This window comes from Agrobacterium sp. SORGH_AS_0745, assembly GCF_030818995.1.
In the GTDB taxonomy this organism is placed as follows: Bacteria; Pseudomonadota; Alphaproteobacteria; order Rhizobiales; family Rhizobiaceae; genus Agrobacterium; species Agrobacterium tumefaciens.
In genome coordinates this window covers 717747-740173 of sequence record NZ_JAUTBI010000003.1, presented here as the reverse complement: position 1 = coordinate 740173, position 22427 = coordinate 717747, and the positions used below count along the sequence as shown (strand labels likewise).

General features: G+C 58.7%; 17 protein-coding genes and 1 pseudogene. 5 read left to right on the top strand and 13 right to left on the bottom strand.

Annotation, left to right across the window (positions count from 1 at the left end):
- Window positions 1–16: 16 nt before the first annotated feature.
- The 4 genes from QE432_RS13305 (at window position 17) to trxA (ending at window position 7881) form a co-directional block, all read left to right on the top strand.
- Window positions 17–754: a nucleotidyltransferase family protein gene (locus QE432_RS13305; protein ID WP_065660019.1), complete on the top strand. Its 738-nt coding sequence runs from the start codon at window positions 17–19 to the stop codon at window positions 752–754.
- Window positions 751–3936, top strand: coding sequence for a double-strand break repair protein AddB (addB, locus tag QE432_RS13300; RefSeq protein ID WP_112751827.1), 3186 nt, complete (start codon window positions 751–753; stop codon window positions 3934–3936). Before QE432_RS13305 ends, addB begins: the two co-directional genes overlap by 4 nt.
- Window positions 3926–7483 (top strand): double-strand break repair helicase AddA, encoded by a 3558-nt coding sequence (addA, locus tag QE432_RS13295; protein ID WP_173993412.1) that lies wholly within the window; start codon window positions 3926–3928, stop codon window positions 7481–7483. Before addB ends, addA begins: the two co-directional genes overlap by 11 nt.
- 77 nt (window positions 7484–7560) lie before the next feature.
- Window positions 7561–7881 carry a thioredoxin gene (gene trxA, locus QE432_RS13290; RefSeq protein WP_003516334.1) on the top strand — a complete coding sequence of 107 codons (321 nt, stop codon included), beginning with the start codon at window positions 7561–7563 and terminating at the stop codon, window positions 7879–7881.
- 49 nt (window positions 7882–7930) lie between these two features.
- On the opposite strand, the pseudogene QE432_RS13285 reads toward trxA, so the two are convergent.
- From QE432_RS13285 to QE432_RS13250, 8 genes and pseudogenes are all read right to left on the bottom strand, one after another.
- Window positions 7931–9311, bottom strand: a pseudogene (locus QE432_RS13285) (bifunctional folylpolyglutamate synthase/dihydrofolate synthase).
- A gap of 85 nt (window positions 9312–9396) precedes the next feature.
- Window positions 9397–10290: an acetyl-CoA carboxylase, carboxyltransferase subunit beta gene (gene accD / locus QE432_RS13280; protein ID WP_013635186.1), complete on the bottom strand. Its 894-nt coding sequence runs from the start codon at window positions 10288–10290 to the stop codon at window positions 9397–9399.
- 27 nt (window positions 10291–10317) lie between these two features.
- The gene (trpA, locus tag QE432_RS13275; protein ID WP_003516338.1) at window positions 10318–11157 is read right to left on the bottom strand and encodes a tryptophan synthase subunit alpha; all 840 of its coding nucleotides are present in this window, start codon (window positions 11155–11157) and stop codon (window positions 10318–10320) included.
- Between the two features lie 4 nt (window positions 11158–11161).
- Window positions 11162–12382 (bottom strand): tryptophan synthase subunit beta, encoded by a 1221-nt coding sequence (gene trpB, locus QE432_RS13270; RefSeq protein ID WP_019565940.1) that lies wholly within the window; start codon window positions 12380–12382, stop codon window positions 11162–11164.
- A gap of 1 nt (window position 12383) precedes the next feature.
- Window positions 12384–13046, bottom strand: coding sequence for a phosphoribosylanthranilate isomerase (locus QE432_RS13265; RefSeq protein ID WP_003516340.1), 663 nt, complete (start codon window positions 13044–13046; stop codon window positions 12384–12386).
- Between the two features lie 102 nt (window positions 13047–13148).
- Complete coding sequence (locus tag QE432_RS13260) at window positions 13149–13916, bottom strand: M48 family metallopeptidase (protein WP_306624574.1); 768 nt, start codon at window positions 13914–13916, stop codon at window positions 13149–13151.
- A 68-nt stretch (window positions 13917–13984) separates the two neighbouring features.
- A complete protein-coding gene (locus QE432_RS13255) occupies window positions 13985–15217 on the bottom strand; it encodes a polyhydroxyalkanoate depolymerase (protein WP_306624572.1) in 1233 nt (410 codons plus the stop codon).
- A gap of 125 nt (window positions 15218–15342) precedes the next feature.
- Window positions 15343–16185: a fumarylacetoacetate hydrolase family protein gene (locus QE432_RS13250; RefSeq protein WP_019565943.1), complete on the bottom strand. Its 843-nt coding sequence runs from the start codon at window positions 16183–16185 to the stop codon at window positions 15343–15345.
- Window positions 16186–16312: 127 nt separating this feature from the next.
- On the opposite strand from QE432_RS13250, the gene QE432_RS13245 reads away from it, so the two are divergent.
- The gene (locus tag QE432_RS13245; protein WP_025594729.1) at window positions 16313–16915 is read left to right on the top strand and encodes a nitroreductase family protein; all 603 of its coding nucleotides are present in this window, start codon (window positions 16313–16315) and stop codon (window positions 16913–16915) included.
- Window positions 16916–17018: 103 nt separating this feature from the next.
- Here QE432_RS13245 and gyrB read toward each other — a convergent pair whose 3' ends face one another.
- From gyrB to QE432_RS13220, 5 genes are all read right to left on the bottom strand, one after another.
- Window positions 17019–19454 (bottom strand): DNA topoisomerase (ATP-hydrolyzing) subunit B, encoded by a 2436-nt coding sequence (gyrB, locus tag QE432_RS13240; RefSeq protein ID WP_003516345.1) that lies wholly within the window; start codon window positions 19452–19454, stop codon window positions 17019–17021.
- Between the two features lie 155 nt (window positions 19455–19609).
- The gene (locus QE432_RS13235) at window positions 19610–19975 is read right to left on the bottom strand and encodes a helix-turn-helix domain-containing protein (protein WP_003516346.1); all 366 of its coding nucleotides are present in this window, start codon (window positions 19973–19975) and stop codon (window positions 19610–19612) included.
- Window positions 19972–20541: a Smr/MutS family protein gene (locus QE432_RS13230; protein WP_013635178.1), complete on the bottom strand. Its 570-nt coding sequence runs from the start codon at window positions 20539–20541 to the stop codon at window positions 19972–19974. Before QE432_RS13230 ends, QE432_RS13235 begins: the two co-directional genes overlap by 4 nt.
- Window positions 20538–21650 carry a murein transglycosylase A gene (gene mltA / locus QE432_RS13225; protein WP_306624571.1) on the bottom strand — a complete coding sequence of 371 codons (1113 nt, stop codon included), beginning with the start codon at window positions 21648–21650 and terminating at the stop codon, window positions 20538–20540. The genes QE432_RS13230 and mltA overlap by 4 nt, the downstream gene beginning before the upstream one ends.
- Window positions 21647–22345, bottom strand: coding sequence for a Tim44/TimA family putative adaptor protein (locus QE432_RS13220; RefSeq protein WP_003516349.1), 699 nt, complete (start codon window positions 22343–22345; stop codon window positions 21647–21649). Before QE432_RS13220 ends, mltA begins: the two co-directional genes overlap by 4 nt.
- Window positions 22346–22427 lie beyond the last annotated feature (82 nt).

The following is a 22427-nucleotide window of genomic DNA, read 5'->3' as shown; positions in this document are numbered from 1 at the left end:
AAGACGGTTGACCACAATGACGATCAAGAACGCGATGGTGCTGGCCGCCGGGCTCGGCACCCGGATGCGCCCGATCACGGATACGATCCCGAAACCGCTCGTCAAGATCGCCGGCAAACCGATGATCGACTACGCGCTCGACGCCCTTGTCGAGGCCGGCGCCGAGAAGATCGTCGTCAACGTCCATCACCATGCCGATCAGATGATCGCCCATCTTGAAACCCGTACCGACGCCGAAATCCTGATTTCCGACGAGCGGTCGCAGCTGATGAATTCCGGTGGCGGACTTGCCAAGGGCCTGAAACTTCTGGAGCCAGGTCCCGTCTTCGTGATGAATGCCGATCTTTTCTGGATTGGCGAGCAGCTGAATGCCGTCAGCAACCTGCGCAAGCTTGCGCAATTCTTCGATGCGACGCGCATGGATATGGCGATGCTCTGCGTCGATATGGACCGTACCACCGGTCATAACGGCAAGAGGGATTTCAACCTCTCTTCGGATGGTAGACTGGCGCGGTATCGCGACGGGGACACGAACCCGGTGGTTTATGCCGGGGCCATAGCCATGGATTCGCACCTGCTGGACGATGCGCCGGGGGATGCTTTCAACCTGAATATCTATTTCGACAGCGCCATCGAGAAAGACCGGCTTTTCGGGCTTTCACTGGATGGCCACTGGATAACCGTCGGCACTCCCGATGCGATAGACGATGCCGAAAGTATCATCCGGCAATACAGGGAAAAGCGCTCTGCATGACTTTGACCCATCACGCAAAGCGCGTCCTGACGATCGCTGCGGGAACACCGTTCCTCAAAACGCTCGCGGAAACGCTATGTGACGGGACACTGACAGCCGGCTATAAATATGACCCTGCGGATCCGCTTTCGCTTGCCAAGGTGACGATCTATGTTCCGACCCGGCGCTCCGCCCGCGTGCTGCGCTCAGAGTTTGTCGATCTTCTGGGCGGTCGTTCCGCCATTTTGCCACTGATCCGGCCGCTCGGCGAAACCGATGACGACAGCGGCTTCTTCGAGATCGAAAATCCTGAGATCATGGATCTGGCGCCCCCGATTTCCGGCACCGGCCGGCAAATCGAGCTGGCGCGCCTCATTCTGGCATGGCGCAACAGCCTGCCGGACGCCATCAGGGCCATCCATTCGGACTCACCACTTGTCGCCCCCGCCAGCCCTGCCGACGCCATATGGCTGGCGCGCGCGCTTGGCGAAGTGATCGATGCGATGGATACGGAAGAAAAGGAATGGGAGGCGCTCGCGCATCTCGATACCGGCGATCACGCCCAATGGTGGCAGCTGACGGCGGATTTCCTGAAAATCGCCAGCGTGTTCTGGCCCGCCCGTCTTTCCGAACTCAATCGAACTTCCGCAGGCCGACATCGCAACGGCATCCTGAGGGCGGAGGCGAACCGGCTTGCCAACCTGCCGGACACCGGACCGATCATCGTTGCGGGCTCCACGGGCTCAATTCCGGCAGCAGCAGACCTTATCGCCTCTGTCGCCTCCCTGCCCCAGGGCGTCGTCGTGCTTCCGGGCCTCGATCTTACGATGCCGGAGGAACAATGGGAGGCTATTGCCGAGGACCCTACCGATCCTTCAAGCCGCACCCATTCGCAATACGGCCTCCACATGCTGTTGCAGAAGCTTGACATCATGCGAGACGATGTCGTTCAGATTGGCGCTATCGATAGCGATCTTGAAAAACGCGCGGCGGTTTTTTCGGCAGCACTTGCTCCTGCCAAATCCACCAGTGACTGGAACCGCTGGCGTGAGGACAAGCAACCCGGATTTTTCGACGATGCTTTTGCGGCAGCGACCCTGATAGAAGCTGCCAACGAGCGCGAAGAGGCAACCGCAATTGCGGTGGCGCTGCGGCTGGCGCTGGAAGCGCCGGGCGCTGGCCGCCCGTCTCAGGCCGCGCTGATCACGCCCGATCGCGGACTGGCCAGGCGCGTGGCGACGGAATTGCAGCGCTTCGGTATCGAAGCCGACGATTCCGCCGGTACGCCGCTTTCCGCCACGCCGCAGGCCGGACTGACCCAACTCGCACTAGAAGCGATCCTCAGGCCCGGAGATCCGGTGCCGGTCATTTCCCTTCTGAAACATCCGCTCAGCCGTTTCGGGCTTTCGCTGGAGGCTTTTACAAAAGCATCAAAGGCGCTGGAATTGATCGCACTTAGAGGCGGCCGCGTCGAAACCGAAATCGGCAATCTGGAGGCGGTTCTCGATGCGCAACTGGCGGCGCAGCGCGATGACCGGCATCCGCCTGCCTGGAGGCTGGCGCTGCCCGAGGGAAGCGTAGACGCCGCGCGCGATCTGGCACGCCGGATCGCCGTTTCGACAGAGCCGCTTGGCAGCGCATTCGTGCGTCGCGACCGCTCGGGCCGGTCTTTCACGGACAAATTGCCGCTTTCCGATTGGGCCGAGCGGACGGGCCGGGTAATCGAAGCCATCTGCGCGGATGACAACAACGATCTTGCCACTCTCTGGTCCGGCGAGGCAGGCGACAAGCTTTCGGGCCTGTTTGGCGAATTGATGGAAAGCGGCGAAATCCTGGATGCGGATGGTCCGCAATGGGCTGATATCTTCGCGGCACTGGTGGCTGGCGAATCGATCAAGCCGCGATCCATGCGCCATCCTCGCATTTTCATTTTCGGTGCCCTTGAGGCACGATTGCAAAGCGTCGACACTGTCGTGATCGGCGGTCTCAATGAAGGGCTTTGGCCGGGCCAGACGGCAAACAACCCGTTTCTGTCCCGCAACATGAAGACAGCCATCGGTCTGGAACCGCCGGAGCGGCGCATCGGCCAGCTGGCGCACGATTTCGAGATGGCGAACGGGACACGGCAGATTTTCTACAGCCGCGCGCTCAGACAGGGCTCGACACCCGCAGTCGCATCGCGCTGGCTGCAACGGTTGCTGGCACTCGGCGGCGAGGATTTTGCCGACCAGCTGAAGAAGCGCGGCGAGACCTATCGCCACTGGGCGGCCCTGATGGATGCAAGCATCGACCAGGAAGCAGCAAAGCGCCCTGCCCCCAAACCGCCGGCAGACTTGCAGCCGAAGAGCTATTCCTTCAGCGAAGTGGGCAGGCTGCGCCGCGACCCCTATTCGATCTATGCGCGGCGTATCCTGAAGCTCAACCCGCTTGATGGCTTCAACCGCGATCCCAATGCCGCCGACCGTGGCACGCTCTATCATGCAATCATCGAGCGCTATTCCCGCGAGGGGCATATTCCCGGCACACCGGCATCGCTCGAGGCCATGCAGCGTATTCTGGATGAAAGTTTCGACGCGGAAGATCTTCCTGCACATGTCGATGTCATCTGGCGCCCGCGATTCGAGGCGGTGGCACGCGCCTTTATCGACTGGGAGAAAGAACGACATCCATCCATCCGCCGCAGCTTTTTCGAGGCGCGTGCCGGACAGGAAATCCCCGAGGCAGGCATAAGGCTGACCGGCATCGCCGACCGCATAGATATCAAGACCGGCGGTCAGGCGGATATTATCGACTACAAAACGGGGCTTGCGCCTTCAGTCAATCAGGCGCGCGCGCTGCTCGACCCGCAGCTCGCGCTGGAAGCGGCAGCACTGATGCGGGGCGCCTTCCGCGAGGCGGGTTCGCAGACACCGGAAAACCTTATCTATGTGCGCCTGCGGCCGGGTGACCGTTTCTTTCCCGACCAGGTGAACAACGAACACTCCAACCGGGGTGGCAAAAAAGCACCGAAATCGGCAATCGAGCTGGCAACCGAATCAATCGATCAGCTGGCCAAGTTCGTGCGTTCGCTGCGTGATGGCGAAAACGGCTTTGCCTCGCGGCTGGTGCCGGAGGAGCAACAATCCTACGGTGGGGAATATGACCACCTCGCCCGCGTTTCGGAATGGTCGACGGCAGAACCGGGAGACGGCGATGATGATTGACCCTATCGATCACGGGCCTGCCACGGACACCCCGCAAAGCTGGATAGACTGGACGAGCGACCGACAGCGGCTCGCCTCCGATCCGGCAAGTTCCGCCTGGGTTTCGGCCAATGCCGGTTCCGGCAAGACCCATGTACTGACCCAGCGCGTCATCCGTCTACTTCTGGCCGGGTGCCGACCCTCCGCAATTCTGTGCCTGACCTATACCAAGGCAGCGGCGTCCGAAATGTCGAGCCGCGTTTTCGACCGTCTGGCGGAATGGGCTACGTTGCCGGATAACGATCTTGGGGATCGCGTCGCTGCCATCGAAGGAAAGATGCCGGATCGCATCAAGCTGGCCGAAGCGCGGCGGCTGTTCGCCAAGGCGCTGGAAACGCCCGGTGGGCTGAAGATCCAGACGATCCACGCCTTCTGCGAAGCCTTGTTGCATCAGTTCCCGCTGGAGGCCAATGTCGCCGGCCACTTCTCCGTCCTTGATGACCGCGCCGCAACAACCCTGCTGGCCGAGGCACGTCGGTCGCTTTTAACGGCGGTTTCGACGGAGGGAGACACCGATCTCGCGCAGTCTCTCGCTTATGTGCTTGATTTGGCGGACGAAAGCGGGCTCGAATCGCTACTCACCGCCATCATCGCCAATCGCAGCGCCCTTCGTGCCTTTTTGATCGATGCAAAACAGGCTGATGGCATCGATGCCCAATTGCGGCAGGCAATGCAGATAGACGCGGGTGAAACCGAAGAAACGGCAGCGGCGGCATTCTGGCCCTTGCCCGGTCTCTCGGGGCTTTCCCTCGATACCTATCTGACGCTTGCCGACGAAGTGGGCGGATCGCGCGTCATAGATGTCGCTTATGCCCTGCGGGAAGCAAAACGGCAGACGGATTCCGTGCGGCGCATGGAATTCATCGAAGCTGCGCTTTTGACAGCCAAGGGCGAAAAAAAATCCGATGCCTATGTCATCAACAAGGGCATGCAGAAATCCGCACCCGATCTCGTCGACGCGCTGACGCTTGCGCGGGACCATGTCGTGGCCTGTCGTAACCGCTATCGTCTGGTGCGAATGCTGGAGGCGACGAAATGCGCGCTTGTTCTGGCTGAGAGACTGATCGGCGATTTCGAGGATCTGAAAAAGCAGCGAAGCCAGCTCGATTTTGAGGATCTGATCGAGCGCGCCGCCAATCTCCTCAACCGCGATACGGCGGGCGCCTGGGTGCATTACAAGCTAGATCAGGGTATCGACCATATTCTCGTCGATGAGGCGCAGGATACCAGCCCTGTGCAATGGTCGATCATCCAGTCGCTGGCGGCGGACTTCTTCAGCGGCGAGAGCGCCCGCATGGGGCGGCGCACGCTTTTTGCCGTGGGTGATGAAAAGCAATCGATCTATTCGTTCCAGGGCGCACGACCGGAGCGGTTTTCGCAGGAGCGCGACGAGACCAAAAGGCGTGTCGATTCGGTGGAGCAGGCATTTCACCGCATCCGCCTGCCGCTGTCCTTCCGTTCCACGGAAGATGTGCTGGCCGCCGTCGATCAGGTCTTTTCGGACCCTAAAAATGCCAGCGGCCTCAGCGCCGATAACGAGCCAGTCGAACACCGCTCCAACCGCGCCGGCCACCCCGGCACCGTGGAAGTCTGGGATATGGTGGCGCCGGAAACCGCCGAGGACGAAGAAGACTGGACGGCACCTTTCGATGCACTTCGGGAAAGCGCGCCGGCCACCATCGTTGCCCGCCGGATCGCCGCGCGCATTGCCGGCATGATCGGCAACCAGACAATCATCGAAAAGGGCGTGGAACGCGCTATTGAGCCCGGCGATATTCTTGTGTTGGTCAGAAAACGCCATGCTTTCGTCAATGCGCTGACCCGTGAGCTGAAACGGCGCAAGAACATTCCCGTCGCCGGTGCCGACCGTCTTCGCCTGACCGATCACATCGCCGTGCAGGACCTTCTGGCGCTTGGCCGTTTTGTCGTGCTGCCTGAGGATGACCTTTCTCTGGCCGCGCTGTTGAAAAGCCCGCTTTTCAATCTCTCCGAAGACGATGTTTTCGACGTCGCTGCCACGCGATCCGATACGGAGAGCGTGTGGCAAAGATTGCAGACGCTTTCGAAAGACGAGAACAGCCGCTTCTTCGCAGTCGCCAACAAGCTCAAGAACTTCATCGCGCTTTCGAAAACGGCAACGGTGCATGATTTCTTCGCTGCGGTTCTGACCCTGCATGACGGGCGCAAAAAGTTCCTGGGTCGTCTCGGCAACGAGGCGAGCGATGTCCTGGACGAGTTCCTGTCCTTTGCGCTTGACCATGAAAGGACCGGCTTGCCCGGCCTGCAAGCCTTCCTATCCGTTCTGGAAACGGATTCGCCGGAGGTGAAACGCGAACAGGACAAGGATCGCGGTGAAGTGCGGATCATGACCGTGCACGCCTCCAAGGGTCTAGAAGCGCCGGTTGTTTTTGTGGTCGATGGCGGTTCGAAAGCCTTCAACCACAGTCATGTCCCGAAACTGCGCTTCGTTGAAGCAGACGGGGATGCCTTCCCCGTCTGGCTGCCTGGCAGCGGTTTTTCCAATCATCTCATTCGCGCCGATGAGGAACGCCTGAAGACGGCCGCGGAAGACGAATATCGCCGGCTGCTTTATGTGGCGATGACACGTGCCGCCGATCATCTGGTCGTTTGCGGTTATCGCGGTCAGAAGGAAAATCCCGAATGCTGGCACGCCATCGTCAAGGCAGCACTTGCCGACAATGAAAAGCACTGCCAGCCGCAACAGTTTATGGCCGATGGTGAAGAGTGGCAGGGGCTTGTCTGGCGCAAGTCCGATGCTCGTTCGACCCCCGCTCCGCCAAGGCTGCCTGAACCACAGACGCAAGAAGAATATGTTCTTCCGGCGGGGCTTCTTACCCCCTTGCCCGCCCTGCCATCATTGCCGAGGCCGCTCAGCCCTTCCGGCGCGGGCACCATCATTGATGACGGTGCGGACGATCTTGCCGTGCGTTCGCCGCTTTTCGGCGAAAAAGCCGATGTCTCCTCGCTGGCATTGCAACGCGGTCGGTTGGTGCATCGCATGCTGCAGGCCCTGCCGGATTTTGCCGAGAGTGAGCGGGAAGAGGCAGCCCGCCGCTATGCCGAACGTGCCGCACGGTTCTGGCCGTCTGCCGAGCGCGAACATCTGATACGGGCGGTTTTGCGGGTCATGTCAGAACCAGCGGTGCAGCCGGCATTTTCGCCCAATAGCCGCGCAGAAGTTTCCATTATGGGGACCATGACGATCGGCAGGCAGCATTATGCGGTTTCCGGCCGTATCGACCGGCTGGCAGTGGATGGCGACCGCGTCATTCTGGTCGATTACAAGACGAACCGTGTGCCGCCGCGCGACGCGCACGAGATACCCTTCTCCCACACGGCACAGCTTGCCATCTATCGCGAAATTCTGTCACCGCTTTATCCCGGCAAGGAATTTGTCTGCGCGCTGATTTATACGGAAAATGCCGCTTTTATGACGGTTGGTGACGATGCCATGATGCAAGCCCTTGCCGCAATAAAGACAAAGTGAGATACCGGGGCATTGAAATTTCGACGCGCCCGCATCACATCGATAGTGGAAAAGATTCACTGAAAGGAGAGCCAGATATGGCTACCGTAAAAGTCGACGCCGCCAACTTCCAGTCCGAAGTCCTCGAATCCTCCGAACCAGTCGTAGTGGATTTCTGGGCCGAATGGTGCGGCCCGTGCAAGATGATCGCGCCGAGCCTCGAAGAAATTTCGTCCGAGCTTGCCGGCAAGGTCAAGGTCGCGAAGCTCAACATCGACGAAAACCCGGAACTGGCTGCCCAGTTCGGCGTTCGCTCCATCCCGACTCTTGCCATCTTCAAGAGCGGCGAAGTGGCTGACATCAAGGTCGGCGCTGCGCCCAAGACAGCGCTTTCGGCCTGGATTTCCGGCGCCGCGTAAGCGACTTTCCATGGAATAAAGAAAAGCCCGGCAGCGATGCCGGGCTTTTTTATTCGGGAGCCGTACCGTTCAATGCAAGCGCGTTTCCGGCAAGATAAAGCGAACCGCCGATCAGGATGCGCGGCGGCGGCCCTTCGGGATCGAAGCGACGCGATAGTTCGTCCAGCGCCTCGGTCAGCGAAGATGTAGGTGCCGCAACCAGACCGGCATCAAAGGCCGCATGGGCAAGCACGACGGGATCGATCGCGGCATCAGTGCCGCCGATTGGAACCGTGAAGACATACTCCGCGATATCGGCGAAAGCCTTGAAATAACCCACCGGATCCTTGGTGTTGATCATGCCGGCAATGATGAACAGCGGGCGCGGTGTCTTTTCTTCAAACCCCGCCATTGCCTCGGCAATGACTTCGCCCGCGCCTGGGTTGTGACCACCATCGATCCAGATTTCCGCATCCTTCGGAGCGATTTCAGCGATTTTTCCGGTTAGGACACGCTGAAGACGGCCGGGCCATTCCACTGTTGTCATGGCCTTTTCGATCATCCGCTCCGTCACCTCAAAACCGGCAGCCTTGACGGCCCGGATCGCGGCAGCGGCATTGGCAAGCTGGTGGCGACCGGGAAGACGTGGCAGCGGCGCATCGGTCAGGCCGAATTCATCCTGGTAGACCATACGGCCGAATTCTTCATGGGCGGAAAAATCCTGCCCATAGACTGATGCCGGGCAACCAAGACGCTCAGCCGTGGAAACGAGGGTATCCAGCGCCGCATCATACTGCTGATGACCAATGACGACAGGGGAACCCGACTTCATGATGCCGGCCTTTTCAGCGGCAATCAATTCCACCCGGTCGCCGAGATAGGCCTGATGATCGAGCGATATCGGCATGATAACGGAAACGGCCGGGTTGTTGATCACATTGGTCGCATCGAAGCGCCCACCGAGTCCAACCTCGACCACGGCAGCATCTGCCGGATGCTCCGCGAAGAGCAGAAACATCGCGGCGGTCAGAATTTCGAAAACCGTTATCATCTGGCCGCCGTTGGCAGCTTCGATGCGGCGCAGCGCATCCGCAAAGACGGCATCATCGACATAACGGCCTTTTTCGCCGGAAACGCCGATGCGATAACGTTCATGCCAGTTCACGAGATGCGGAGAGGTGTGAACGTGCACGGAAAGTCCTGCCGCCTCCAGTAATGCGCGGCAAAAGGCCGTAACCGAACCCTTGCCGTTGGTGCCTGCGACATGAATAACCGGCGGCAACCTTTTCTGAGGGCTGCCTAGTTTTTCCAGAAGACGGGAAAATTCTGTCCAGTGAAAGATCAAAACCCTTGGGGTGAAGCTGCATCAGCTTTTCGATGATCTGTTCGGCCTCGCCGATTGCGGGCTTCGTCATATCTTCTGTTCGCCTTTCAGGCGTTGTCTTGGCCATTTGTCCGCCGCACCCGAGATGAAATCATGCAACGTATAACGTCATCCCGAAGGCGCTTCCCGCCTCCGGGCGACATATTTTTCCGTCAGGCCGAAGCCGCAAGCGGAATGACCGCGTTTGCTTCTGCCGGAGCCTTCGTCATGATCTTGAGAAGGCTTGCCAGCGTATCGGGAATTTCGCGGCGATCGATCACCATATCCACCATGCCGTGCTCCAGCAGGTATTCCGATGTCTGGAAGCCTTCAGGCAGCTTTTCGCGAATGGTCTGTTCGATCACGCGCTTGCCCGCAAAGCAGATTTCGGCGCCCGGCTCGGCAATATGCACGTCGCCCAGCATGGCGTAGGAAGCAGTGACACCACCCGTCGTCGGGTTCGTCAGAACCACGATGTAGGGCATGCCTGCTTCTTTCAGCATATTGACAGCAACCGTGGTGCGCGGCAGCTGCATCAGTGACAGAATGCCTTCCTGCATGCGGGCCCCACCGGAGGCCGGGAACATGACCAGCGGGCAACGCTCGGAAATGGCGCGCTCGAACGCCTTAACGATGGCTTCGCCGGCCGCGATGCCGAGAGAACCGCCCATGAACTGGAATTCATGCACAACGGCAACGATCTTCAGGCCTTTCAGGAGGCCAACGCCGGCAAGGATAGTATCTTCCTGCTCGGTCTTCGTGCGGCTGTCGCGCAGACGGTCGGTGTATTTCTTGGAATCGCGGAACTTCAGCGGATCCTGCGCTACCTTCGGCTGCGGCAAGGCCTCATAGACGCCACCATCGAAAAGATCGACGAGACGCGCCTTTGCCGGCATCTTCATGTGGTAACCGGAAGCGGGAATGACCCACTTGTTATCTTCCAGATCCTTGTGGAAGACCATCTCGCCCGTTTCCGGGCACTTGATCCACAGGTTCTCAGGAACCTCCGGGCGGCGGCCAAGCATGGAATTGATCCGGGGCCGTACGTAATTGGTGATCCAGTTCAACTGACTACTCCTGACTGGGCCGCGCGCTTATTCCGCAGCGGCAAGGCGCGACGCACGCACGCCCGTTGAAAGTCCTTTTACCAGCGTCGTGACGGATGGCACGGTATCGGCGGTTGCCTGCCCGTCCTTCGTCAGACTGCCGGCAATCTGGTTGACGATGGCCGAACCGACCACCACGCCATCCGCCACGGCACCGATCGCTTTGGCATGATCGGCCGTCTTGACACCAAAACCGACGCAAACCGGCAGTTCCGTATGCGCCTTGATACGACCGACCGCGCCTGAGATCAACGAGGGATCGGGCAGTGCGGAACCGGTAATACCGTTCATCGATACGTAATAGACGAAACCTGAGGTATTTTTAAGAACGGTCGGCAAGCGCTTGCCATCCGTCGTCGGCGTGGCGAGACGGATGAAATTCACGCCGCGCGCCAAGGCGGGCACGCAGAGCTCATCATCCATTTCAGGCGGCAGATCGACCACGATCAGACCATCGACGCCAGCCGCCAACGCATCGTCCAGAAATTTGTCGACGCCGTAGATGTAGATCGGATTGTAATATCCCATCATCACGATCGGGGTCGCGTCGTCTTCCTTGCGGAACTCGCGGGCGAGATCGAGCGTGGTTTTCAGCGTCTGGCCGCCTTTCAGCGCGCGCTGTCCTGCCAGCTGGATCGCCGGGCCATCCGCCATCGGGTCGGAAAACGGCATGCCGAGCTCGATAACGTCGGCGCCTGCTTCCGGCAGGGCCTTCATGATGCCGAGCGAGGTTTCGAAATCCGGGTCGCCGCCCATGAAATAGGTAATCAGAGCCGGGCGGTTTTCAGCGCGCAGATCGGCAAAGCGCTTGTCCATACGTGCAGTCATGGTCTTACATTTCCATTCCGAGGAACTTGCTGACGGTGTGGACATCCTTGTCCCCACGACCCGAGAGATTCATCAGGATGATCTCATCCTTGCCCATCTTCGGTGCGCGCTTGATGACTTCCGCCAGCGCGTGGCTTGGCTCCAGAGCGGGAATGATGCCTTCGAGGCGGGTGAGCATCTGGAAGGCGTCCAGCGCCTCGTGGTCCATGATCGGTACATATTCCACGCGGCCGATATCGTTCAGCCAGGAATGCTCAGGGCCGATGCCGGGATAATCGAGACCTGCGGAGATGGAATGGCCTTCCTTGATCTGGCCATCCGCATCCTGAAGAAGGTAGGTGCGGTTTCCGTGCAGAACGCCCGGCGAACCGGCCGTGATCGAAGCGCAATGCTCCTCACCCGAAAGACCCCTGCCGCCAGCCTCGACGCCGACGATACGGACACTCTTGTCATCAAGGAAAGGATGGAAGATGCCGATGGCATTCGAGCCACCGCCAACAGCCGCAATGACCATATCCGGAAGACGGCCCTCCGCCTCCAGCATCTGTGCCTTTGCTTCCTCACCGATGACGGCCTGGAAATCGCGAACCATTTCCGGATAGGGATGCGGGCCGGCAGCTGTGCCGATCAGGTAATAGGTGTCGTCGACATTGGTGACCCAGTCGCGCAGCGCCTCGTTCATGGCATCTTTCAGAGTGCCGTGGCCGGCCGTTACCGGCTTTACCTCAGCGCCCAGAAGCTTCATGCGGAAAACATTCGGCGCCTGACGGGCAACATCCGTCGCGCCCATATAAACGACGCAGGGCAGGCCGAAGCGTGCGGCGACGGTCGCCGAGGCAACACCGTGCTGGCCGGCACCGGTTTCGGCAATGATACGGGTCTTGCCCATACGCTTGGCAAGCAGGATCTGGCCAAGGCAATTGTTGATCTTGTGCGAGCCGGTGTGATTCAGCTCTTCGCGCTTGAAATAGATCTTGGCGCCGCCCAGTTCGGCCGTCAGGCGTTCCGCGAAATAAAGCGGGCTCGGGCGGCCAGTGTAATGAGCGCCGAGATATTTGAGTTCTGCCTGAAATTCGGGATCGGTCTTTGCCTTCTCCCACTCCGCCTGCAAATCCAGAATAAGCGGCATCAGCGTTTCGGCAACGAAGCGGCCTCCGTAAATGCCAAAACGGCCGTCCTCATCGGGACCGGCGCGGAAAGAATTGGGTGTTGGCGCGTCGTTCACTTCAAGCTCCCTTTGGGCCTTTCGACCAATCATTCACCACATCGAAGAATGCATCAATCATCGCAAGATCCTTGACGCCCGGCGCGCTCTCCACACCGGACGACAAATCCAGTCCGCCAGCTCCGGTTTCGGCCAGAGCCTCCGCGACATTGTCCTTGTTCAATCCCCCGGAAAGCATGTAATCGATACTTCCGTCAAGAGAGCGCAGGATGGTCCAGTCGAAGGTTACTCCGTTGCCGCCCGGCAAATCGGAACCCGCAGGCGCCTTGGCATCCAGCAGGAAACGGTCGGCTATGCCTATATAGGGATCAATCTTGGCAAGATCAGCGGCGTCGCGAACGGAAAGCGCCTTCATTACCGGAAGGCCGTAGAGTGCTTTGATGTTCAGCACCCTCTCCGGGCTTTCACTACCGTGCAATTGCAGAATATCCGGTCTCAGCAGATCGACGATCTCGTCCAGATCATCATTGTCGGCATTGACGGTAACGGCGACCACCTTTGCGGCGCCACGGGCGGCTTCCGCCAGCCTGCCGGCGATATCGGGCTCGATGTTGCGGGGGCTCTTTTCAAAGAAAATAAAGCCGACATGGGAGGCGCCGCGCCTGACGGCACGCTCCAGCGCTTCCGGTGTCTTCAATCCGCAAATCTTGATATCCGGTTTCATATCCGCGACCTGACACGAAATGCGACAAGAGTCGAGCCAAATCGCACCCGTTTTCCATGGAATGTTTCACGTGAATCCAGATGGCGATGCACGCCTCCACTTTCAATCAAAATCGATGGCGTGGAGTTTAGAGCCGTGACGTTTCAGCCATTCCTTAGCTTCCTGCGTATGCGGGCAGAGTTTTTCGCACAGGGCCCAGAATTTCGGGCCGTGGTTCATTTCTCGCAGATGCGCAACCTCGTGGGCTGCGAGATAATCGATGACCTTTTCCGGAGCCATGACGATACGCCACGAGAAACTCAGATTTCCATCATGGGAACACGAACCCCAGCGGCTGCGGGTGTCCTTCATGCTGATGGATCGCACGGGCTTTCCGGCCGCGCTCGCGTGAACCGCAACAAGCCTCTCCAGATCAGCCTTCGCTTCCTTTTTCAAAAAAATGGCCACCCGTCTGCGCAGGTGTTCGGGCGCTCCGCTGACTTTCAATACCGTCGTGCCGTCCTCGTCTTTGGAGATATGAGTCAGGCCACGCAGGCTGCCAGTGTGATGGATGCGATGGGATACGCCGCGAATATCAACCGACGCACCATGACGCAAACCGTCATCTGGGCTGATTTTCGAAAGCTTGCCTTCAATCCAGCCCTGATGCCTTTCGAGAAAATCATCCACCTGGCCATGGTGAAGCCCCATCGGGATCGTCAGCTTCAGAGCCCGGCCGCCGGGTTCGATGCGCAAGGTGATGCGCGTGGCGCGCGGATTTTCCTTCACCGTAATGGGCACATGACGGCCAGCCACCTCGACGGTGCGCTGGCTGGGCGCTACCTTTTTCTGCGCCGGCGAATTCACGGATTTTCTGAGGAACGAAAACATGGACTGTTCATAGCCGATTCGACACCGGCTTGGCCACGCAAATGCGCGGCATCGCCTGGCTTCCAGCGCTAGACAGTCTGGTTCTTGCGGATGAATTCCACCATGCGCGGCACAATCTCCTTGCGGAAACGCGACCCGTTGAAAACGCCGTAGTGACCGACGTCGGGCTGCATGTAATGCGCACGCTTTTCATCGGGGATGTTCCGGCAAAGATCGTGCGCGGCTTTGGTCTGGCCCACACCGGAAATATCGTCGTTTTCGCCTTCCACGGTGAACAGCGCGACGTTACGAATGGCAGCGGGATCGACGGCCCTGCCCCTATGCTGCATGTTTCCCTTGGGAAGCGCGTGTTCGATGAAGACGGTTTCCACCGTCTGCAGGTAGAACTCCGCCGTCAAATCCATCACGGCCAGATATTCATCGTAAAAATCGCGATGCTTCTCAGCGGAATCGCCGTCGTTCTTGACGAGGTTCAGGTAGAAATCCTTGTGTGCCGTCATGTGCTTGTCGAGGTTCATGGACATGAAGCCGGATAATTGCAGGAAGCCGGGATAGACATTCCGGCCAAAAGCCGGCTGCGGCCACGGTACCTGCATGACGACATTGTCGCGGAACCATTCGATTGGCTTGGCCGTGGCCAGACCGTTGACAGCTGTGGGATTGATGCGCGTATCGATCGGACCGCCCATCAGCGTCATGGATGCAGGCGCGAAACCGTCACCATCGGCTTCCATCAGGGACACTGCGGCCAGAACCGGAACCGAGGGCTGACAAACGGCGACCACATGGGCGCCGGGCCCGATCTCGCGCAGCATATCGATGACGTAGCTGATGTAATCGTCGAGATCGAATGTCCCTTCGGTGACTGGCACCATGCGGGCATCGATCCAATCGGTGATATAGATATCCGCCGATGGCAGCAGCGCCTCGACCGTTCCCCGCAGCAATGTGGCGTAGTGGCCTGACATAGGCGCCACCAGCAGCACCTTCGGATCTGGTTTGCGGGCCGCATCGAGTTCTTTTTTGAAATGAACGAGATTACAGAAGGGACGCGACCAGATGATCTCTTCAGTGACGGCAACGGTCCGGTCATCGACGGTGGTAGTCGCCAAACCGAACTCCGGCTTGATGTAACGGCGCGTCAGGCGCTCGAATACCTCAAAGCCTGCATCGAGGCTTCGCCCGAAGGCGGTGCTGGAAAGCGGGTTCAAAGGATTGTTGCATGCCTGGCGCATCATATCGGCACCGGCGCGCAGTGGCGCCATCGCCGCATGGTTCATTTCATAGAGGTGGTAGAACACTGATTACGCCTCCTCGCGGATCAAGCTCTTTTTTTGACCATAGCAGCTTTTCGCAACTGCACAAAATCGAAGGCGCCGGTGGTTTCCCTCCGGCGCCTCAATTTCAGTTGAACGTTTGTTGATAATCAGATGTCGGCAACGAAGGTCTGTTTCTGGGAACCGAGGCCTTCAATGCCGAGTTCAACGACATCGCCGGTCTTGAGGTAACGCGGGGGCTTCTGGCCCATGCCGACGCCCGGAGGCGTGCCGGTGGAAATGACGTCGCCGGGATGCAAAGACATGAACTGGCTGAGATAGGAAACGACATGCGCGACGCCGTAAACCATGGTCTTGCTGGAGCCGTCCTGCATTGTCTGGCCGTTGACCTTCAGCCACATTCCGAGGTTCTGCGGATCGGTGATTTCGTCCTTCGTGACCAGCCAGGGGCCGATCGGACCGAAGGTGTCGCAGGATTTACCCTTGGTCCACTGTCCGGCACGCTCCGTCTGGAACGCCCGCTCGGAAACATCGTGCGAAACGCAATAACCGGCGACGTAGTCGAGAGCATCGGCCTCAGATACATATTTCGCGGTCTTGCCGATGACGACGCCGAGTTCGACTTCCCAGTCGGTCTTCTCAGAACCGCGCGGAATAACAACGTTATCGTTCGGACCGACGATTGCCGAGGTCGCCTTCATGAAAATGACCGGTTCCGGCGGTACGGTCGCACCGGTTTCAGCGGCGTGGTCAGAGAAATTGAGGCCGATACAGATGAATTTTCCGGTTCCGGCAACGCAAGCGCCAATGCGCTCTTCGGAGATTACGGGAAGAGTGCCGAGGTCGATGGCGGCAATCTTCTTCAGGCCTTCCGGAGAAATGGCTTCACCGCCGATGTCTTTGACATGAGCAGACAGATCGCGGACTTTTCCTTCCGCGTCGAGGATCGCAGGTTTTTCCTGGCCAGGCTGGCCAACGCGCATCAATTTCATGGAACTCTCTCCCGGTTGTCAGACAAGGTGATGCATATATGAACGATACATTCATACTTGTCACCCCTTGACTGCTTCGACTTTCGAAAAATACCTTTTCCCTCCCGACAATCAAAAGGACACGCCCGTGACAAACAGCAATTCCCGGCAATCCGAATATCCCGTCGATCCACTCTTCCTCGATCGCTGGTCTCCGCGCGCATTCGATGGAGATGCGATGCCAAACGAGCATTTGCTGACCATTCTCGATGCCGCGCATTGGGCGCCATCGGCATCCAACCAGCAACCGTGGCGGTTTGTCTACGCGCACAAGGATAGCGAGGATTGGCCGCTCTTCGTGGAACTGCTGATGGAAGGAAACCAGCGCTGGGCAAAAAATGCCTCGGTGCTACTCTTCATCCTTTCCCGCGACCACAATATTTCACGAGAGGGTGAGAAAAAGCCTTCAGCGACCCATTCATTCGATGCCGGTGCGGCATGGTTTTCACTCGCCATGCAGGCGCATCTGCTCGGTTACCACGCCCATGGCATGGCAGGCATATTTAAAGACCAGATCGTGGAAAAGCTTGATGTTCCGGATGGATATAAGGTGGAGGCAGCAGTTGCCATCGGCACATTGACCGATAAGGCTGTTCTTCCTGACGATCTGGCAGAACGGGAAGTGCCCAGCAAGCGCCTCCCCCTTTCGGACGTAGCTTTCAAGGGGCGGTTCACCGGCAAGGCCGATTGATATCCGACAACACAGATGACAAAAGGCCCGGCGGAAATTGACCGCCGGGCCTTTCGTTAAAGTTTCGTTTCACGTGAATCGTCACGCGAGACGTCCCACAGGATTAAATGTCGAGATTGGCAACGCTGAGCGCATTTTCCTGAATGAAGTCGCGGCGCGGTTCCACCTCATCACCCATCAGGCGCGAAAACAGGCCGTCGGCATCCGTCGCATCGTTGACCTTGACCTGCAGCAGCGAACGTACATTGGCGTCGAGTGTGGTTTCCCACAGCTGCTCGGCGTTCATTTCACCGAGACCCTTGTAACGCTGCATGGAAAGACCCTTGCGGCCGGCGGCGAAAATAGCATCCAGAAGCGCACGCGGTCCGGCCAGTTCCATAGTGCCGTCCTTGCGTTGCAGAACCGGCGGAGTGACGTAAATATCGCGCGTGCGGGCCGCGAGCTGATCGATATGACGGGCATCGACCGAACCGATCAGGCCCATATCGAGCGTCGAGATTTCCTTGACACCGCGTACCATGCGCTCGAAGCGCAAGCCGCCATCTTCCAGCACCATGCCGGACCAGCCGCGTTCGGTTTCTTCCGCGATCATGTCCAGACGCCGGGCCACTTCGGCAACGGTTTCCTGGGCACGGGCAGCATCGGCCGAAAGCTCGGGGTTCAGGGCGCCGGCAATGGCGGCCTGTTCCACGATGGAGCGACTGTAGCGGGAATGCAGACCGTCGATCAGCGTGCGCATGCGCACCGCATCGAGAATGACCTCACGAAGGTCAGCGCCGATGCGTACTTCGCCGGAGCCGAGCGTCAGCGACGTATCCTCGATGCCCATCGAGATCAGATATTCTTCCAGCGCCTTCTCATCCTTGAGGTACTGCACGGATTTGCCGCGCGTCACCTTATAAAGCGGCGGCTGGGCGATATAGAGATGGCCACGCTCGATCAGTTCCGGCATCTGGCGGAAGAAGAAGGTCAACAGCAGGGTACGAATGTGGGCGCCGTCGACGTCAGCATCCGTCATGATGATGATCTTGTGGTAGCGCAGCTTGTCTGCGTTGAATTCGTCCTTGCCGATCGACGTGCCGAGCGCGGTGATCAGCGTGCCGATTTCCTGGCTGGACAGCATCTTGTCGAAACGGGCGCGCTCAACGTTCAGGATCTTACCGCGTAGTGGCAGGATGGCCTGCGTTTCACGCGAGCGGCCCTGCTTGGCCGAACCGCCTGCGGAGTCACCCTCGACGAGGAAGAGTTCGGATTTCGCCGGATCGCGTTCGGAACAATCGGCGAGCTTGCCGGGCAGAGAGGCGATATCGAGCGCACCCTTGCGGCGCGTCAGTTCGCGCGCCTTGCGGGCGGCTTCACGGGCAATGGCCGCTTCCACCACCTTGCCGACAAGGATCTTGGCGTCGGACGGATGTTCCTCGAGCCAGGTGGACAGGGCCTCATTGACGAGACTTTCCACGACAGGGCGCACTTCGGACGAAACGAGCTTGTCCTTCGTCTGCGAAGAAAACTTGGGGTCGGGAACCTTGACGGAAAGAATTGCCGTCAGTCCTTCGCGGCAGTCCTCACCCTGCAAGCTGACCTTTTCCCTTTTCATGATGCCGGAAGTCTCGGCATAGGATGTCATCTGACGCGTGAGCGCCGCGCGGAAGCCGGCCATATGGGTGCCGCCGTCGCGCTGCGGAATGTTGTTGGTGAAGCAGAGCACATTTTCGTGGTAGCTGTCGTTCCACCAGAGCGCGACCTCAACCGTGATGCCGTCCTTTTCGCCATGAATGGCCACCGGCTTGTCTACCAGCGGTTTCTTGGCCCGGTCGAGATAACGCACGAAGGCTTCAAGACCGCCATCGTAGAGCAACTCTTCCTGCTTGATATCAGAATGACGCTTGTCGGTGAGCACGATACGAACACCGGAATTCAAAAACGCCAGTTCGCGCAGGCGATGCTCCAGCGTACCAAAATCATAATCCGTCATGGTGAAGGTGTCGGGGCTCGCCAGGAAGGTGACTTCCGTGCCGGAGCGGCCTTCATATTCGCCAATGACCGAGAGCGGAGCATCGGCAACCCCATGGGTGAAGCCGATTTCGTGCAGCTTGCCATTGCGGCGGATTCTGAGCTTCAGCCAAACCGAAAGCGCATTTACGACCGAAACGCCCACGCCATGCAGACCGCCGGAAACCTTGTAGGAGTTCTGGTCGAATTTTCCGCCCGCATGAAGCTGCGTCATGATGACTTCCGCGGCGGAAACGCCTTCGGAAGAATGGATATCAGTCGGAATGCCGCGTCCGTTGTCCGTTACCGTCACCGAACCGTCGGCGTTGAGCGTCACCGTCACCAGATCGGCATGACCCGCAAGCGCCTCGTCGATGGCGTTGTCGACCACCTCGTAGACCATGTGATGCAGACCGGAGCCGTCATCGGTATCGCCGATATACATGCCGGGCCGTTTGCGCACAGCATCAAGACCCTTCAGGACCTTGATCGAATCGGCTCCGTATTCAGTGTTGGCGCCGACTTCGCTTGACGATGTTTCGGTCATAAGTACTCTTTCCAAAATTTCCTGGCCAAGTTTTCAGTGAGAAGGCCTGAAGCCCGCGAATCACTCAAATCCGACATACGACTATAGAAATTCTACACTCAATCCCAAAGGCCACATGCCTCAGAACGCTGCATAAAGCAGGGGATAGAGGGGTTTCAATCGCAAGAACGGCTTTTTTGTAGCACCGCTGACAGTTCCTCTATCACACTCAGCGGCAGCTTGCGAATATCCCGCGCCAGCCGATTGGCAAAAGCCGTATATTGCGGCGGCAGACCGACCGTGTCGATCGCCACCTTGGGGTCGGAGGAGCCGGCGAGAAAGAACAATTCCTCCGCCTCATCCCAGATGATGTTGAAATATCCGGCGATGCGCTGGAGGAGATCGAAGCTCGGTTTGCCGCGTTTGCCGTGCTCCAGTGCCGAGAGATAAGCGGGGGAAACGCCGATTGCCGCCGCCATCTCCTTCTGTGTCACGCCCTTGCGCTCACGAAGCAGCCGCACGGCTTCTGCAAAGGGCGTCATGATTTTTCACCCTTGCGGCGCGCCAACCGGACATAGAGAGCGCCATCGCCGCCGTGATTGGCGGATGCGTCCTCATAGGATGAAATCAAATAACGATATTCCGGTTTGGCGAACCACATGGGCACGGCCCTTTTCAGCGCACCATCGCTGCCGATGGAGCGACCCTTGCCGGTGATGACGAGCACGTGCCGAAGGCCCCGTTCGTGCGCCCGCAATAGAAAATCGAGCAGAACCGCATGGGCTTCGCTCTGAAACATGCCGTGCAGATCGATACGGCCTTCCAGCGGCAACCGCCCGCGCGTCAACTTGCGCTTAACCGGCTTTTCCATCGGTTGATGAATTTTTGGCTTCTTGTCCGGCGTAAAGGGCGAAACGTCCACCGGCTCCGCGAGCATCCTAGGGAAGACGGCGTTTGCCGTTTGCGGGACCACAGGTTCCGCCGCGGCTTCCTCGATATCGTCGAAAGCCAGCAAATCCTCCAGCCTGCCGGAGATGGGTCGGGCTGTTCTTGCGACCTTACCCCACAGAATGCGTTCTTCCTTGCCAAGCTTTCGACTGCCCTTCATCGCCGATACCTTTTCGCAGCAACATGCGGCAACAGCATATAGAAATCGGCGTCGTTGCGCACTGTGCCTGCAAGTTCTCCAGCTTCGAAACCCGAGCCGGTGAAAATGTCGCCGCGTGCCGGGCCAACGATGGCCGAGCCGGTATCGAGCGCCAGCATCAACCGCGCGAAGGGCTTGCCATTATCCAGGTGGGTCAATGACGGCGCATGGATAAAGAAGGGAAAACCGAAGGTGTGGATGAGCCTGTCCACCGCAAGCGCCCGCCCGGCGACCAGCGGCACCTTGGCGGCGGCGATCGGTCCCATATCCAGGCCGGCAACATCAGCCTCCCGGAAAAAAATATAGGAGCGATTATGCCATAGCACCCCATCCACCTCATCCGGATGGTGGGCGAGCCATTTGTGAATCGTCTGCATCGAGATCGTTTTCGGATCCAGTTCCCCACGATCCAGAAGCAACCGGCCGATCGGCGAGAACGGATGCCCGGCCTTGGCGGCATAGGTGACGCGTTTCACCTCTCCATCAGGAAACAGAAGACGGGCAGCACCCTGAACGTGGACGAAAAACAGATCGACCTTCGATCTCGCCCAGGCAATCTCAAGCCCCCTGCCCTGCAGATATCCTTCGTCGATCGCGCGGCGATCGGGAAAATAGGAAATGCCGTCCTCGCCCTCTCTGCCAAAAGCATAGGACGGATCAAAACCGCTCGGGCGATTTTCGTCATCGATATCCACCAGCTCCGGTGGGCGGCGGTAGACGGGATACTTCCAGACATCGTCGCGGACGGACGATACCTCAAGCTCCGGTTCATAAAAGGCAGTTACAAAACCGCGTTTTCCGCCAGGTGGTGAAATTTTGAAAGGTACACAATTCGTCTCGAAAAACCGGCGGGCCTGCTGGGAACTATCCGCTTGTTCCTCATCGGCCAGTTCCAGAAGCGAGGCCAGTTCGCCGGCGGTGAGACCCAGCGCGCCGGTCCTGTAGGGTTTTGAATTCCGAAGATGTGACAGGATCGTCCGCATCGCCGGAAACAGCTTACGCGGATCATCCTCCTGCCATCCCGGCAGATCACCGAAAGAAACTTCTTCGAACGAAAAGGGCGTATTCATTGCTCGGATTCAGTGGCGATCAGCTTCCAGTTGGGATCGCGCGAGCGGACATCACGCGAGAAGGTCCAGATGTCGTCCACTTCCGCAACCGCATCGGGATCGCCGTCCACCAGCTTGCCATCCTTGTCATAGGTGGCCGAAATCAGCTGGCTGACTATTCTGAGCGTGATCTGCTCTTCGGAATCGCGGATACCGGCCTGGGTGATATCGGCCTTCTCTATTCCCACGAAAGTGGACTTGACCACCTCGCCGCGACTTTCCCGCTCGGAAATGGCCGCCTCGAACCCGTCGAAAACTTCCTTCGACAGAAGGTTCTTCAACGTCTTGCGGTCACCATCGGCAAAACCCATGACGATCATCTCATAGGCCATGCGGGCGCCGTTCAGGAATTCCTTGGGGCGGAAGGTCGGGTCCTTGGTCATCAGCTCGCGCAGGGATGTATTCAAGGCAGTATCGACGGGCGCCAGAGCATCCGCCTCGGCAAAGCGGTTTTCGTCCTCCGCCTCAGAGCGTTTGGGCAGGGTCACGACCTTGTTATCGTCCGTGACGGGGCCTTTCGCGACATCGCGCGGCGTGTAAGGGTCGAATGGCGGCTTCTCATTGCCGGTTCGGCGACCAAGAACGCTGCGCAGCTGAAGAAAGATCAGCACCGCTGCAACGAGAAAAAACAATGTGATAAAGTCGCTAAAGCCCATCTTTTACCAAAACCGCCATTTAAATTCAAAAACCTGAACATCATATAGTCTGCATCTTATCATCATTCAAATGTGCAGATTC